Source organism: Halorubrum ezzemoulense (assembly GCF_004126515.1).
Taxonomy (GTDB): Archaea; Halobacteriota; Halobacteria; order Halobacteriales; family Haloferacaceae; genus Halorubrum; species Halorubrum ezzemoulense.
In genome coordinates, this window is sequence record NZ_CP034940.1 from 2,069,391 (window position 1) to 2,083,359 (window position 13,969).

Annotated in this window: 15 protein-coding genes; 7 read left to right on the forward strand and 8 right to left on the reverse strand. The window is 70.9% G+C overall.

Annotated features, from left to right (window positions below; genetic code table 11):
* Positions 1-5 precede the first annotated feature (5 nt).
* Positions 6-548, reverse strand: coding sequence for a hypothetical protein (locus tag EO776_RS10360; protein ID WP_094520902.1), 543 nt, complete (start codon positions 546-548; stop codon positions 6-8).
* A 200-nt stretch (positions 549-748) separates the two neighbouring features.
* On the opposite strand from EO776_RS10360, the gene EO776_RS10365 reads away from it, so the two are divergent.
* Both EO776_RS10365 and EO776_RS10370 read left to right on the forward strand, forming a co-directional pair.
* Positions 749-1,525: an aldo/keto reductase gene (locus tag EO776_RS10365; RefSeq protein WP_089308596.1), complete on the forward strand. Its 777-nt coding sequence runs from the start codon at positions 749-751 to the stop codon at positions 1,523-1,525.
* A gap of 93 nt (positions 1,526-1,618) precedes the next feature.
* Positions 1,619-2,512, forward strand: a complete 894-nt coding sequence (locus tag EO776_RS10370; RefSeq protein ID WP_100050395.1) for a tetrahydrofolate dehydrogenase/cyclohydrolase catalytic domain-containing protein — start codon at positions 1,619-1,621, stop codon at positions 2,510-2,512.
* Positions 2,513-2,579: 67 nt separating this feature from the next.
* On the opposite strand, the gene EO776_RS10375 is transcribed toward EO776_RS10370, so the two are convergent.
* Positions 2,580-3,137: a diadenylate cyclase gene (locus tag EO776_RS10375; protein ID WP_049930827.1), complete on the reverse strand. Its 558-nt coding sequence runs from the start codon at positions 3,135-3,137 to the stop codon at positions 2,580-2,582.
* Positions 3,138-3,280: 143 nt separating this feature from the next.
* A complete protein-coding gene (locus EO776_RS10380; protein WP_094494560.1) occupies positions 3,281-4,702 on the reverse strand; it encodes a bifunctional metallophosphatase/5'-nucleotidase in 1,422 nt (473 codons plus the stop codon).
* Between the two features lie 276 nt (positions 4,703-4,978).
* Between EO776_RS10380 and rpl7ae the strand changes: the two genes are divergently transcribed.
* Genes rpl7ae through ndk form a run of 4 tightly spaced genes read left to right on the forward strand, consistent with a single transcriptional unit; the run spans position 4,979 to position 6,246 of the window.
* Positions 4,979-5,341, forward strand: a complete 363-nt coding sequence (gene rpl7ae, locus EO776_RS10385) for a 50S ribosomal protein L7Ae (protein WP_004595322.1) — start codon at positions 4,979-4,981, stop codon at positions 5,339-5,341.
* 6 nt (positions 5,342-5,347) lie between these two features.
* The gene (locus EO776_RS10390; protein WP_004595321.1) at positions 5,348-5,572 is read left to right on the forward strand and encodes a 30S ribosomal protein S28e; all 225 of its coding nucleotides are present in this window, start codon (positions 5,348-5,350) and stop codon (positions 5,570-5,572) included.
* Between the two features lie 3 nt (positions 5,573-5,575).
* Positions 5,576-5,770 (forward strand): 50S ribosomal protein L24e, encoded by a 195-nt coding sequence (locus EO776_RS10395; RefSeq protein ID WP_049930824.1) that lies wholly within the window; start codon positions 5,576-5,578, stop codon positions 5,768-5,770.
* Complete coding sequence (gene ndk / locus EO776_RS10400) at positions 5,767-6,246, forward strand: nucleoside-diphosphate kinase (RefSeq protein ID WP_049930823.1); 480 nt, start codon at positions 5,767-5,769, stop codon at positions 6,244-6,246. The genes EO776_RS10395 and ndk overlap by 4 nt, the downstream gene beginning before the upstream one ends.
* A 170-nt stretch (positions 6,247-6,416) precedes the next feature.
* Here ndk and EO776_RS10405 read toward each other — a convergent pair whose 3' ends face one another.
* The 3 genes from EO776_RS10405 to EO776_RS19630 form a co-directional block, all read right to left on the reverse strand.
* Entirely contained in the window at positions 6,417-7,670 is a 1,254-nt protein-coding gene (locus EO776_RS10405) for an outer membrane protein assembly factor BamB family protein (protein ID WP_094520900.1), read from the reverse strand.
* Between the two features lie 103 nt (positions 7,671-7,773).
* Entirely contained in the window at positions 7,774-8,511 is a 738-nt protein-coding gene (locus tag EO776_RS10410; RefSeq protein WP_094520899.1) for a carbonic anhydrase, read from the reverse strand.
* 87 nt (positions 8,512-8,598) lie between these two features.
* Complete coding sequence (locus tag EO776_RS19630; protein WP_254921774.1) at positions 8,599-8,733, reverse strand: hypothetical protein; 135 nt, start codon at positions 8,731-8,733, stop codon at positions 8,599-8,601.
* Positions 8,734-8,986: 253 nt separating this feature from the next.
* Here EO776_RS19630 and phoU point away from each other — a divergent pair, with 253 nt between their 5' ends.
* Positions 8,987-9,661, forward strand: a complete 675-nt coding sequence (phoU, locus tag EO776_RS10415) for a phosphate signaling complex protein PhoU (protein WP_049930819.1) — start codon at positions 8,987-8,989, stop codon at positions 9,659-9,661.
* 186 nt (positions 9,662-9,847) lie between these two features.
* Here phoU and EO776_RS10420 read toward each other — a convergent pair whose 3' ends face one another.
* Both EO776_RS10420 and EO776_RS10425 read right to left on the reverse strand, forming a co-directional pair.
* Positions 9,848-12,340 carry a DUF2309 domain-containing protein gene (locus EO776_RS10420; RefSeq protein ID WP_094520898.1) on the reverse strand — a complete coding sequence of 831 codons (2,493 nt, stop codon included), beginning with the start codon at positions 12,338-12,340 and terminating at the stop codon, positions 9,848-9,850.
* Positions 12,330-13,817 carry a proton-conducting transporter transmembrane domain-containing protein gene (locus tag EO776_RS10425; RefSeq protein ID WP_094520897.1) on the reverse strand — a complete coding sequence of 496 codons (1,488 nt, stop codon included), beginning with the start codon at positions 13,815-13,817 and terminating at the stop codon, positions 12,330-12,332. Before EO776_RS10425 ends, EO776_RS10420 begins: the two co-directional genes overlap by 11 nt.
* Positions 13,818-13,969: the final 152 nt, after the last annotated feature.

Below are 13,969 nucleotides of genomic sequence, written 5' to 3' on the forward strand. Positions count from 1 at the left end.
ACGGTTCACGCGACGAGTTCCGTCTCGGGCGCGTCGACGACGGTCCGGGAGACGCCGTCGGCGTCGTCGGCACCGCGCAGGTCGACGCCGCGAAGGCGGAGCGCGAGCGCCGCGTCGTTCCGGGCCGCGGGCGACCGCGGTCGGAAGGCCGTCTCGACCGCGTCGCCGTCTTCGTCCTCGTGAACGACGACCACGTCGCCGTCCCTGAACTCGGCGCGCCGGACGTCTCGCAGCGGTATCTCCGTCCGCGCGTTCCGGACGGCCGAGACGCAAACCCCGGCGAACCCGGTCACGAGCCCGAACGCGGCGATCCCGCCACCAGTCCCGCCGCTGCCGACCCACTCCAGTAGCGTCCCGAGCGCGGCGATAGCGGCGGCGACCGCCGACCCCGAAACGTCGCGACCGATGGAGGGCGCTCGGCCGTTCGCGAGGGCCCGGAGCCCCTCGACGCACATGCGGTCGGGTCGGTTCCGGACGCGTATCTCGCCCGGGGTGACCGCGAGGCGTCCCGCGGCCGTCGGGAGCGACCACGCGCCGGTCCGGCTCATGCGGCGTCGGCGCCGACCACCGACGCGCCGCGCGAGCGCTGGAGGGCGGGTCGACGACTGTGTAAGGGGAAGGGAAACATGGGCGTCCGTACGAGGGCCGGGCTCGTAACTGCTGGCGTCAACTCACGGCCGCGAGCGCGGCCCCGCCGTCCAGCTCACACGGCGAGAGCCTTTAGTTCCCGTCCCGCGCACGTCGCGACATGGACCTCCCGCCGGTCGGTCTCGGAACGATGGGGATCGACGATCCGGGTGCGGTCGCGACGGCGCTCTCCGTCGGCTACCGCCACCTCGACACCGCTCGGATCTACGACAACGAGGCGGTCGTGGGCGACGGGCTCGCCGCCGGGCTGGCCGACGGCGACCTCGACCGCGGCGACGTGACCGTCGCGACGAAGCTCTGGACAGACGACCTCGCGGCCGGCGCGGTCGCGCCCGCGGCCCGCGAGAGCGCGGACCGGCTCGGCGTCGACGCGATAGACCTGCTGTACGTTCACCGCCCTCGCGGCGACTACGACCCCGAGACGACGCTGCCCGCCATCGACCGCGTGGGCGACGACGGACTCGTGCGGAACGTCGGCGTCTCGAACTTCGAGGTCGCGGACCTCGACCGCGCGATCGAGGTTCTCGGACGGCCGCCCGCGGCCCACCAGACCGAACTCCACCCGCTGTTCCTCCGACCCGAGCTACTCGGTCACGCCCGCGAACACGGGTATCCGGTCGTCGCCTACTCGCCGCTCGCTGGCGGTCGGGTGCGCGAGATCGACGCCGTCGCCGCGGTCGCCGAGGCGCACGACGCGACGCCCGAGGCGGTCGCGATCGCGTGGGCGGCCGCGAAGGAGCCGGTGGTGACGATCCCGAAGGCGTCGAGTGAGGCCCACCTCCGCGCCAACCTCGCGGCGGCCGACCTCGAACTGACCGACGCGGAGGTCGCCGCGATCGACGCCGTCGAGCGCGAGGAAGAGCTGTTCCCGGAGTAGCCGATCCACATATACGTATAACCTGGGAGTTATGAGAGACTCGATACGCATGATCCCGGTTCACTTTTACCGCGGGGACGACGAGAATCGCTCATGACGGAGATCATCGACGGGGAGGCGGTCGCGGCGGACGTGCGAGACGCGGTCGCCGACGAGGTGTCGCGGCTGTCCGACTCCGGGGTCGAGCCGGGCCTCGCCACGGTGCTGATGAGCGACGACCCCGCCAGCGAGACGTACGTCTCGATGAAACAGCGCGACTGCGAGGAGGTGGGCATCGAGAGCTTCCATGTCGAGATCGACGCGGACGTGCCCGCCGAGCGGCTGTACGAGACGATCGACGACCTCAACGACCGCGACGACGTTCACGGGATATTGGTCCAGCTCCCGCTCCCGGACCACGTGGACAAGCGGACCGTCCTCCGGCGGATCGCCCCCGAGAAGGACGTTGACGGCTTCCACCCGGAGAACGTCGGCCGCCTCGTCGCGGGCGACGCCCGGTTCAAGCCCTGTACCCCCCACGGCGTCCAGAAGCTGCTCGCCGCCTACGACGTGGAGACGGAGGGCGCGGACGCGGTCGTCGTCGGCCGCTCCGACATCGTCGGCAAGCCGATGGCGAACCTGCTGATACAGAAGTCCCCGACCGGCAACGCGACGACGACCGTCTGCCACTCCCGAACCGAAGACCTAGAGGGGGAACTGGCCGACGCGGACATCGTCGTCGCGGCCGCCGGCATCCCCGAGTTCGTCGACGGCTCAACCCTCAAAGAGGGCGTGACCGTGATCGACGTGGGGATCAACCGCGTCGACGCCGACACCGAAAAGGGGTACGAGCTGGTGGGCGACGTGGACTACGAGTCGGCGGAAGAAGTCGCGGGCGCTATCACGCCGGTCCCCGGCGGCGTCGGGCCGATGACGCGCGCGATGTTGCTGTACAACACGGTGAAGGCGGCCGGACTCCAGCGCGACGTCGAGGTCGACCTCGAGTAGCCGGGGCGGCGACGGACGCGCGCGGTCCCGCCGAAACCTCGCGGTCGTCGCTCGGTGGGGCGTCTGCCTACGTCTCGGGTCGCCACCGCCCCCCGATCTCGTCGCGAGGGTAGTCCTGGTACGTACCGTTCAGGAACGTCGTAACGCGTCCGTCCTCCTCGCTAAGCGTGATTCCCCAGAGGACGTCGTCGCGGAGCGACGTCTCCAAGGCGCTCATGTGTTTGGTCCCCATCCAGCCGGGGAACTCGAGGCCGTCGACGTCTTCGATCTCGCCGCGAGAGGGGTTCCGGACCCGCACCATCTGTCGCTGAACGGTACCGTCGCCGGTCACGATGACGGCCCCGTCTCGACTGAACGCCACGTCCCGGGCGACCTTCGTGAACGTATCACGCGACTCCGTGACAACGCGGCACCGGTCGACCGGCCACTCGTTGTCGCCGAGGGGGTCGGTGTAGTCGGCGAAGTTCACCTCGGCGACGATGAGGACGTAGAGACTGGGACCGCTCACGTACTGTTCGCCCCAGCCGTCGAATTCCATGCTCAGCGATTCGGCGGTGTACCTGATGTGATCCATCAGCTTCTGGCTCGTCGCGTACTTCCCGAGCACCTCGTCAAGCGCGTCCATGTGCTATATGTACACACGAAACAAACAGTGTTAAACTCTCTCTCGGTGACCCGACCGAACCTACCGGGGCCGTGACGCCGGACTCGCCGCTTCGAGACGCGATCCGACACTCGCATCCCGACCGCCCGCCCGTCGCCGCTCGTTCAGTCGTCGTCCGCTGCGGGGGCCCGGTTCCGGATCTCGATCCGTCCCTCAATTTCGGGGGCGATCCCGTGTTCGCGGGCGTAAGCGGCCAACACCTCGTACTGGATGTCCGCCTCGTCGACCCGATGACGCTGGCCGAGTGTCGGGTACTCGTGTTCGGAGTGGAGCAGGTACTCCGAGACGGCGACCGTGTAGCGCGCGTCCGGGTCGATGGGCTCGCCCCCGACGGTGGCTTCTAAGACCAGTTCGGCGTCGTCGTCCCAGACGACGCGGGCGTTCGAGACGTGGCCGTGCCACCAGTCGTCCTCGCCGAAGTCCACGTCGGGGGCGGCCATCTCGCGGAACACGTCGCTGAGCTCCGCGCCGGTGACCGACGCGAGCGCCACCGGCTCCTCGAACGGGATCAGGCTGATCAGGTCGGCCTTCGTCACGTCGCCCGTCCACGGGTCGCCCTGGCGGAGCCCGCCCGCGTTCGACAGCCCCACGTCGGCGTCGTGGACCCACCGGAACGCGTCCGCGACGAAGTTGCCGACGCGGCACTCCCCGCCGTGGACCACGTCGCCGGACCGCTCGATCGGTCGGTCGACGGTGTCGACGGTCTCGTCGAGGTCGGCCGCGGCCATCCGCTCGGCGAGCGCGTCGGCGAGCCCCGGCGCGGGGTCGGCCCCGTCGGGCTCGTGGAGCGTCGCGGTCGGCGGCTCGGAATCGAGGTCGATCTCGGCCACCGCCTCGCCGTTGACGCCGGGTCGGACGAGCAGGGTATCGTCGACGACCTCGTTCCGACGGCTGTGGACGTGGCCGCCGGCGATCGCGTCGACGTCGAGCTCGCGGGCGAGGTCGTCGTCGCCCGCGCCGAGGTGCGAGAGGACGACGACGTGATTGAGGCCCTCGTCGCCGCCCCCGCCTCTCTCGCGCTCGGCGACCGCGGCGCGCATCTCGGCCAGCGCGTCGCGCGCGGCCGAGACGGGGTCGTCGAACGAGAGGTCGGCGGCCATGGGGTTAAGCGAGTCCGTCGCGGGGTCGGTGACGCCGACGAACCCGACCGTCTCGCCGTCGACCTCGCGGGTTGCCCACGGGACGACGCCCTCGTCGCGGCCGAACGGCTCGCCGGCCTCGCCGCGGACGTTCGCGGAGACGAACGTCGCGGGCGAGTCGGCGACGAGGCCGCGGAGCGGGTCGGGACCGTAGTCGAACTCGTGGTTGCCGAACGTGTCGAGGGCGGTGTCAGTCACCTCGTAGAAGTCGAGGACCTGCCTGCCCGTCGCAACCAGCGAGAGGACGCCCGGCGCGGTCGTGTCGCCGGTGCCGACGACCGCGGCGTCGGGGCCCGAGAGCGCTCGGATCCGGCCGGCGAGGCGCGCCGCTCGCTCGGGGGCGTCGAAGACGTTCTCGATGTCGGAGTAGTGAACGAGGCGGACCATTCGTCGAGTCGACTGAGGGGCGAGCGACGCATAAAAAGCGCGGAGTGTCGCCGGGTCCGCCGCGGGCGGTGCGACGGCGACCGCGGTACGGCCGGTCCTGCCCGCGATCTCGCCCCGTGACTCCCGCTCGCACACGCGCGAGACATTGAAAGCGCTTTTATGGATGTCCTGACTACCACGGGGCACAGCCTCTGTGGGGTTGATGATGTGCCGTTCCGTTAGGGACCGACCACGGGACGGGCACGCGAGCCCGCACGGAGGATAGGTGAACAACATATGCCCGTTTACGTAGACTACGACACCCCGGCGGACCTCGCGGAGCGATCCCTCGAAGCGCTCGAGGTCGCCCGAGACACCGGTACCGTGAAGAAAGGAACCAACGAGACCACCAAGGCCGTCGAGCGCGGCAACGCCGACCTCGTCATCGTCGCCGAGGACGTCTCCCCCGAGGAGATTGTGATGCACCTCCCCGAGCTCGCCGAGGAGAAGGGGATCCCCGTCGCCTTCGTCGACACGCAGGACGAGGTCGGGCAGGCCGCCGGCCTCGAGGTCGGCTCGGCCGCCGCCGCCGTCGTCGACGCCGGCGACGCCGCCGACGACGTCGAGGACATCGGCGAGAAGGTCGCGGAGCTCCGATAACCTCCCATGAGCGCAGAAGAGGGCACCGGCGACTCGACGACCGCGGAGGTCATCGAGGTCGTCGGCAAGACCGGGATGCACGGCGAGGCCATGCAGGTCAAGTGCCGCATCCAAGAGGGATCGAACCAGGGCCGGATCATCACCCGGAACGTCCTGGGTCCCGTCCGTCTGGGCGACGTGCTCCAGCTGCGGGAGACCCAGCGCGACGCCGACTCCATCGGAGGCCGATAACCAATGGTCGAGACACGCACCTGCGATTACAGCGGTGAGGAGATCGAGCCCGGCACGGGCACGATGTACGTGAAGAAGGACGGACAGATCCTCCACTTCGTCGACTCGAAGGCGGAGAAGAACTACTTCCTCGGCCGCGAGGCGCGCGACGTCGAGTGGACCGAGGAGGGTCACCGGGCCGGAGGCGACGAGCAGTGAGCCACCACGACGAGCGCACCTTCGTGATGGTGAAGCCCGACGGCGTCCAGCGCGGTCTCATCGGCGAGATCGTCTCCCGCTTCGAGGAGCGCGGGCTCAAGCTCGTCGCCGGGAAGTTCGTCCAGCTCGACGAGGATCTCGCGAAGAACCATTACGGTGAACACGAGGACAAGCCGTTCTTCGACGGCCTCGTCGAGTTCATTACCTCCGGCCCCGTCTTCGCGATGGTGTGGGAGGGCGCGGATGCGACCCGGCAGGTCCGCGCGATGGTCGGCGAGACCGACCCCGCCGAGTCCGCCCCGGGCACGATCCGCGGCGACTTCGGCTTAGACCTCGGCCACAACGTGATCCACGCGTCGGACCACGAGGACGAGGGCGCGAACGAGCGCGAGATCGACCTGTTCTTCGACGACGAGGAGCTCGTCGACTACGACCTCGACACCGCCGCGTGGGTGTACGAGGACGAATCTCACTGACGCGGCTGCTCGCGGAGCGTCTACCGTTTCTCCGCTGTCCGATCCCGCACAGAGCTACCGCTCACGCGACACACCGCGTTTCCGGTGAATATTCGCGCTGAGTGCGGCGCAGTCGGTTGGTTTTGCTCTGCCTTGCCGGCATAAACTGCCGCCGAGCGCCGCTCCCGGAATCACGTGTCGACCGCGATCGCGGTCCCGTCGTCCGCGACGACGATCACCTCGTCACCGCCGTCGCCGGTGACGTCGGCGAACAGGGGACCGCCGTACGCGACGACCTCGGCGGGACCGCCCCGGGCGGTCACCTCGCCCTGTTGGGTCATCGCGAGGGCCTCGCCGTCGCGGTTGACCACCACGGGCGCGAGTTCGCCGTCGCCGTCGACGTCGCCCATGCGCGGCTCGTTGATCCGGGTCGAGGCACCGTACTGCTGTTTCCAGACGACCTCGCCGTCGAGGAGGTCGACGGCCCAGACGCTCCCGGAGCCGCCGACGTACACCCGTCCGGGGTCCGCATCGCCGATCGCGACCGGGAGATCCTGAAGGCCGACCTCGTACCGGTCCGAGCCGTCGCTCGTCTCCAGCGTCTCGATGTTCCCGTTGGCGCCGCCGAGCGCGAGCACTGGCCCGTCCCGGCTGTCCGCCGCGTTCCAGCTCAGCGGATTCACGGTCGGCTCGGTCGTCCATCGCGTCCCGCCGCTCGCGTCGAGCATGTGGACCGTCGCGGGGGCGCCCGCGGTCGTCAGCACCGCGATTCCGCCCCGCTCGTCGGCCTCAGCGTCCGGTTCGACGATGAGCGGTCGGCGGCTGATCTCGCCCGCCAGCGAGGCCTCGGCGACCGAGTCGCCCGCGGCGTCGACGACGCGAACGCCCCCGTCGGTCGTGACCGCGGCCACCTCCCGACTTCCGTCGCCGGTGAGGTCGCCGATCGCGGGGCGGACCCCGCTCGGACCGCCGAGGTCGACCGCGAACCGCTCCGTCCCGTCGGCGGCGTCGAGGACGACGAGCTCCCCCGGCGCCGTCGTGAGCGCGACGACCGGGTCGCCGGCGAGGGTGCCCGCGGTGAGCCCGCTGACGCCGACCGGGCCGTCGCCGTCGGAGCCGTTCGTGTCGCCGGCGTCCCCGCCGCCGCGCTCCGCGTCCGGGCCGGAGACCGGGACCGACCAAGGCGTCTCGTCGGTCCCGACGGCCGTCGCGCGGACGACCCGCGACCCGTCCTCGGCCGCGGGGCGGAAGAGGAGCGGCTCGCCGTCGACGGTCGCGACCGCCGCGCCGCTGCCGTCGTCGCCGGGCGCCGGCCCGGACTCCCAGACGATTGTCGTCTCGGTGGTGGCGTCGTCGACGCCGACGAACGCGAACAGCGCCACGCCCACCCCGGTCGCGCCGCCGGCCAGCAGGATCAGCGTCGCGAACAGGACGCGTCGGTCCATTTGAACCCCATTCGGGCGTCGCCGTAAAACGGTTGTCGGATGCGATCCCCTCGCCCTTGGCGTCCCGGTGCCTCCCGATCTCGGCGGCTTGGAGCCCCTCGCGCTACAGGAGTGTCACCACGTGGTCGTCGTGCGACGCGCCGACGAGGTCGCGCAGCGCCGCCGGGTCGCGCTCGCCGTCGGCGTTGACGAGGTAGGCGACGCCGTCACGGTCGCCGTAGACGCCGTGGAGATCGTACACGAAGCCGTACACGGTCGCGTCGGCCGCCTCGGCGCTGCCGCGGGCGAACGCGACCTGCTCGTGAACGTTGTACTCGACGAGCCGGTCGCGGACCGAGACACCGGCATCGCTCTCGGCGTCCTCGTCGGTCGTGCCGTCGACCGCCTCGCCGTCACCCTCGCCGACGACGGCCGGGTCGTCGAGCCCGGCCTCGACGATCGGCAGCAGCGCCTCGACGGCGGCGCGGACGCCCGGTTCGGCCGGGAACTCGCCGGTGCGCGCCGCCGCGAGCGCGGCGCCGACCGCGCCGCACCCGGTGTGGCCGACCACGGCGAGGACCTCGGTGTGGGTGTGCCGGAGCGGGTACGCCACGCTCCCGTCGAGGACGCGCTCGCCGTCAACGAGCGCGCTCACGCTGTTGCCGATGGCGCCGGAGGTGAAGAGGAACCCCGGCTCGTCGACGGCGAACATCCCCTCCTGTGACACGCGCGAGTCGGAACAGCAGACGGAGACCACGCCGGGGCGCTGGCCGTCGCGGTGGCTGTCGAAAACGTCGGGAGGGAGAGCGGCGACGTGGTCGTCGTTGCGGCCGAGGAGGTCGGCGAGTATCCGGCGGTCCATACCGTCCCGCCCGGCCGCGGGCACAAAAAACGCCGTGGCGCGGGGGGGCTTCTGACGGAGTCCTCCTGCCCGAACGGCCGGGACGGGTCAGGCGACGAGCCCGACCGCGGAGACCAGGATTCCGACGACGAACACCGCGAGGAGCGCGATCGTCGCGAGCACCACCGCGGGCGCGAGCGCCTCCTCGTTCTCGTCGACAACGAAGTCTTCCAAGCTCTGCATATCCGAGCCGTCGTCGCCGCGGGGTTTGAACGCTTCGACCGAGGCTCCGCTACCGGTCGAACCAGTCCGTCACCGGCCGAACCCGTCCGGTACCGGCCGAGTCACGCGGGGTCGTGACCGCTGCCGACGTGTCGGTGTCGTCGCGGCCGCTCCCTCGTCGCTCCGCTCGGTCATTCGTCGACCGCCCGGCTGCCGCGTTCGGGAACCGGCCGCCGACGTGTTTTTGTGCGTCGGGCGTGGCGGATCTGCCAAGATGCCACGCGAACAGTACCAGACGAAGCTCGAAGACCTCCGCGACGATGTCCTCTACATGAGCGAGGTCGTCGCCGAGCGCCTGCGGATGGGGCTCGACGCGCTCGAACAGCAGGACGAGGAGTTGGGCGAAGAGGTGATCGCCGGCGACGCCGAGATCAACGACCTCTACCTCGAACTGGAGGGACAGTGTACGGACCTCATCGCGCTCCAGCAGCCGGTGGCCGGGGACCTGCGGTTCATCGCGGCCTCGTTCAAGATCATCACCGACCTCGAACGGATCGCAGACCTGGCGACGAACCTCGGCGAGTACGCCAAGCGGGCCGACCGCGAGGTGTTCCCCGACGTCGACGTCCAGCGCATCGGCGACGACACGCTGGCGATGCTGGACGAGGCGATGGACGCGTACGCGGAGTCTGACGCAGAGCGCTGCTACGCCGTCGCCGAGTCGGACGACGAAGTCGACGCCGCCTGCGAGGCCGCGAGCGACCTCGTCGTCCGCGACCTCATCGAGCGCGACGAGCTCCGCGAAGACGAGGACGTGGAGGGTACCATGCAGAACGTCTCGCGGCTGCTCCTCACGATCCGCGACCTCGAACGGGTCGGCGACCACGCGGTCAACATCGCCGCCCGGTCGCTGTACATGATCGAGAACGACGACGAACTGCTGTACTGACCGAGATCACTCGGTCCGGGGACGCCCACCACGTACCGTCGCCCGCCCGCTGAGAACGCGTCGCCGAGCGGGACGCTCTCCCTGTGCTGTGTCCTTCCGGATCGAGACGAAACAGGCGTGGCTCTCGGCGCCGTCGCGTGGGCGGCCGCGCTTGCTCCGCTCGCCGGGTTCCGTGGCGAACCGATCTCAGTCGTCGGCGACGGCCGGCGTCGTCGCCGTTCCGGGGCGCGCTTCGGCCGCCGCGGGCGCCGGCGTCCATTCTAAGTCCTCTTCGTAGCGGAACGCGCGGTGGTCCCGCGTCGGGTCGACGACCGTCAGCGAGAGCCAGTCGTTGTCCAGCAGTCCGGCCACCGCCTCGTTGTCGGCGAGGATATCGGTGACGCGGTCGACGGGCGCGTGGAGGACCGTCGAGAGCCGCAGCGGCTGGTGGTACGCCGTGTCGGCGTCGGCCATGAGCGACTGGAGCGGAAGGCCGGTCATCAGGTCCCCGCCGTTGCCCTGATAGACGCCGACGTTGCCGACCGGGTTGTGGGTCACCTTCGACCCGCTGCCGTACGCGGCGTTGTCGACCGTCGAGAAGTAGTACTGCGCGTTGATCCACTGGGTGACGACCATCGGGCCCGTCAGTATCGCCTCCAACGCCGTTCCGTCGGGGTCGGTCGCCCAGTCGTACGAGTGGAGGAAGGCGCGCCCGTCGAGGTCGAGGTCGCTCGTCAGCGGCCGGGGCCCGACGACGAAGCCGGCGTTTCCGGCCAACCCCCACTCGGGGCGCGTCTCGGCCCAGTCTGCGGCCCGCCGTTCCGCCTCGCGCACGCCCGCCGCGCCCCCGGGTCCGGCCGAGTCGGCCTCGCCCGCCGGTCCGACCCGCTCGGCGGCTGCCGCCTCGCGGGCGGCGTCGAGGTCCGCGCGCAGCCGTTCGAGGTCCGCCGCGTGCGAGTCCGGTACGTCCCCGTCGTACAGCTCGACCTCGTCGGTCGTCGTGTTGTGTTCGGCGGCGAGGAAAACGGTGTCGTCGGGCACGTCGTGGCCGCGCTCGCGCAGTCCCGTCTTCACTTCGGGGTCGTTACAGATCGCCGCGAGGACGCGGGCGCTCGGGCCGCCGGGGTTGCCGGCGCAGGCACCGCAGTCCAGGCTGGAGTCGTGGGGGTTGTTTGCCGTCTCGGCCGCGTGGCCCGTGAAGACGACGAGGCGACCGAACTCCTCCCACCCCATCAGCTCGAACGCGGTCGCGGCGTACTCGACCTTCTCGTCGCGAGTCAGACCGGTCGGAAGCGCTCCGGGAGCGCCGTCCTGCCGGTGGACGCCCGGTTCGCAGAACTCGTGGTCGCCCGGAACCGCGTCGTCGGTCGTCGAGAGCAGGTCGTACACCCGGGCGGGAAGGAGCGTGCGCGCCGCGAGCGCGAGCCCGTAGCCGCTGCCGGCGCCCTCAACGAAGCTGAAGGCGGTCGCGGGGTTCGAGCGGAGCGTCTCGATCGCCTCGCCCGCGGCCTCGCGAGCGCGCGCCCAGCGGTCGCGGCTCGCCCGCGCGCCGTCGTCCGTCGGGATCTCGGCGACGCGGTGCTGCGGGTCGAGGATCGGGGGACAGGCGTCGATCGACACGTCGTCGTCGTACCCCTGGTACTCCATCGGGACGCCGAAGAAGCCGGCGTAGCCGTGCGTCTCGTAGTCCCCTGTCGCCTCGACGTGCCGACGGATCACCTCCGAGCGCGTGTCGATACAGAAGACCAGCTGGGCGTCCGGGCGTCCGGACGCGCCGCCGTCCGCGCGGGCCCCGCGCTCGCCGTGGCGGGCCTCGCTCTCGGCCGCGACCCGCTCGACGAGCGCGTCGCGGTACGTCGCCTCCCACGCGCTCAGGAACGCTGCCGCGATCTCGTCCTCCGCGTCGACGACCGGACCGTCGGACTCGGCCGGCGGGGCGAGGTCGATACCGAAGGCGTCCGCCAGCGCGAGCCGGGCCGCGAGGTACCCGGTCAGCGTGATCGGGTACGCGGACTGCCACGCGCCGCCGTCGTCGGCGCGGCGCTTGAGCAGCCCGGTCCACCCGGGGAGCGCGGCGAACTGCGCCTCGAAGATCGATTGCCACCGGTCGTCGGGATACGGCTCCAGCGCGGACTCGACGGCCGCCGTCGGCGACGCCGGGAGGTCGGCTGCGAGCCCCCGATCGGGGATCTCGTCGTCGTGCTGGGCGACCGACCGGAACGCGTCGTAGAACCCCGCCTCGCGGTTCGGCATCGACCACTCGGCCCGCCCCTCGTCGAGGAAGGCCGACAGCCACTTCGTCAGCACGCGGTCGACGCGCTCGGCGTCGGAATCCGGACGCGTCGCGGCGCCGGCGTCGCTCGGTTCGTCCGTCCCCTCGGCGGATTCCAGCCGGTCCAGCAGGGCTTCGGGACCGGCCTCGTAGCCGCGGTCGGTCAGGGTCTCGTCGAGCAGGTCGGCGTCGATCCGCCCCTCGTTGAGGGCCGTCCGGAACGTCGCCGCCCGCGGGTAGCCGCGGCCGCCGAGAAGGTCCGCCGCCCGGCTCACGGCCTCGTCGAACGGCCGGTCCTCGAAGCCGGCGAGGGGGTTCGCGGTCACGAACGAGTGGACCGGCCAGACCGACCCGACGGCGGTCGCGGCCGTCTCGATAGCGTCTCCGATGGCGTCTGCGTCGTCTTCGGTGGTGGATTCAGCGTTCATCGTATTCCTCCGTGGCGGTCAGGACGGTTTCCGGGGCGGGCTGCCCCGCGTTCAGCAGGGCGACGTAGAGGCGCTCGCTCCGTTCGTAGACGCCGGTCTCGATCGCGACGTACGCCGCGAGGAAGGCGACGCCGACGAGCGCGTGGAGCGCTGTCAGTTCGGTCGGCGCCGAGACGACGGGGAGCCCGGCGAGCAGCCCCGAGACGGCCTCGTACGCGAGCGCGTACACGGCGATGGCCGGGAGCGCCACCAGCGGGACGGCGCCGTAGCGGGCCGCCGTCGACAGACCGGTCTGCCGGACGGCGCTCCGGGCCGCGTGGAGCGTCGTGAGCGTGACGAACCCGGCGAGCAGCAGCCCGCTGTCGAGGCTCGTTCCCTTCCCCGTCAGGACCGCGAACGTCGCGCCGCCGGCGAGCCCGGTCAGCAACACGACGGCCGCACCCGCGACGCCCGTTCCCCCGAGTTCCGATTCGGTCTCCGTCGGGGCCGTGCGCTCGACCTCGTCGCCCGCGCTCAGGAAGTGGTACGCCTTGTAGAACCCGTGTAACACGAGGTGCGTCACGGCGGCGGCGAAGAAGCCGAGCCCGGCCTGGACGATCATAAAGCCCATCTGCCCGACGGTCGAGCAGCCTAGTTCGCCCTTGACGTCCGACCGGACGGTCTTGAGCAGCTTCCCGCCGAGGGCGCTCGCGGCGCCCGCGACCACGAGGGCGAGCATGAGCCCGGTTTCGGCCGTCACGACGGGCGCGAAGCGGGTCAGGAGGATGCCGCCGGCGTTGACGAAGCCGGCGTGCATCAGCGCCGACGCGGGCGTGGGAGCGGTCATCGAGGAGAGCAGCCACCCGTGGAACGGGACGAGGGCGGACTGGATCATCGCCGCGAGGACGAGCGCGCCCCCGGCGACGAGCAGCGTGGGGCCGCCGAGCCCGTCCGCGCTCGCGGCGATACCCGAGATCGTCGTCGCCTCGGTTGCCCGCCACAGCGTCAATAGGGCGACGCCGAGGAGCGCGCTGCTCGCGAGGAAGTGCCGCCGGGCGACGCTCGCGGCCGCGCGGGCCTGCGGCCAGCCGTCGACGGTCCCGATGAGCCGGGCCATCAAGAGCCCCATCGCCAGCCAGCACAGCCAGAACAGCGTGAGGTGGTCGGCCGCGACGAGCGCCATCACGGCGAGCGTGAACGAGAAGATCCCGAGGAAGAAGTCGGTCTCGTGGGCGCTCCCGGCCATGTAGCGCCGGGAGTAGCTGTGGACGATCCCGCTGAAGAACGTGACGACGGTCCACAGCAGGACGGTCAGTCCGTCGACGGCGACCGCGCCGGGCACCTCCCACGAGGCGCCGAGTCGGAGTCGGGCGACGAGGACGGCGACGCTCGCGGCGAACAGCGACCACGCGAGCCACGTCAGTACAGCGGAGACGAACGACGAGTCCGTCGTCTTCCGGAGCGCTCCGACCGTCGTCTTCGAGGTGGGTCCTGACATCGTTCGAGCGACCACGCGACCGGTCTCGACCCGCCGTCGGGTCGAGTCGCAACCCGGTCGTTGTCTACCCACTTTGAGAACATAACGTCTATTAAAGCTGTTTGTGTTCACAATTCGTTCGCAAGAACAGCATTATAGAACATTATGATTAT

Coding starts and splice junctions, on each gene's coding strand:
- EO776_RS19630 (WP_254921774.1), bottom strand. CDS start 8,733: ATGCAGAGCTTGGAAGACTTCGTTGTCGACGAGAACGAGGAGGCGCTC.
- EO776_RS10410 (WP_094520899.1), bottom strand. CDS start 8,511: ATGGACCGCCGGATACTCGCCGACCTCCTCGGCCGCAACGACGACCAC.
- EO776_RS10365 (WP_089308596.1), top strand. CDS start 749: ATGGACCTCCCGCCGGTCGGTCTCGGAACGATGGGGATCGACGATCCG.
- EO776_RS10390 (WP_004595321.1), top strand. CDS start 5,348: ATGAGCGCAGAAGAGGGCACCGGCGACTCGACGACCGCGGAGGTCATC.
- EO776_RS10420 (WP_094520898.1), bottom strand. CDS start 12,340: ATGAACGCTGAATCCACCACCGAAGACGACGCAGACGCCATCGGAGAC.
- EO776_RS10425 (WP_094520897.1), bottom strand. CDS start 13,817: ATGTCAGGACCCACCTCGAAGACGACGGTCGGAGCGCTCCGGAAGACG.
- EO776_RS10380 (WP_094494560.1), bottom strand. CDS start 4,702: ATGGTCCGCCTCGTTCACTACTCCGACATCGAGAACGTCTTCGACGCC.
- EO776_RS10405 (WP_094520900.1), bottom strand. CDS start 7,670: ATGGACCGACGCGTCCTGTTCGCGACGCTGATCCTGCTGGCCGGCGGC.
- EO776_RS10370 (WP_100050395.1), top strand. CDS start 1,619: ATGACGGAGATCATCGACGGGGAGGCGGTCGCGGCGGACGTGCGAGAC.
- EO776_RS10395 (WP_049930824.1), top strand. CDS start 5,576: ATGGTCGAGACACGCACCTGCGATTACAGCGGTGAGGAGATCGAGCCC.
- phoU (WP_049930819.1), top strand. CDS start 8,987: ATGCCACGCGAACAGTACCAGACGAAGCTCGAAGACCTCCGCGACGAT.
- EO776_RS10360 (WP_094520902.1), bottom strand. CDS start 548: ATGAGCCGGACCGGCGCGTGGTCGCTCCCGACGGCCGCGGGACGCCTC.
- EO776_RS10375 (WP_049930827.1), bottom strand. CDS start 3,137: ATGGACGCGCTTGACGAGGTGCTCGGGAAGTACGCGACGAGCCAGAAG.
- rpl7ae (WP_004595322.1), top strand. CDS start 4,979: ATGCCCGTTTACGTAGACTACGACACCCCGGCGGACCTCGCGGAGCGA.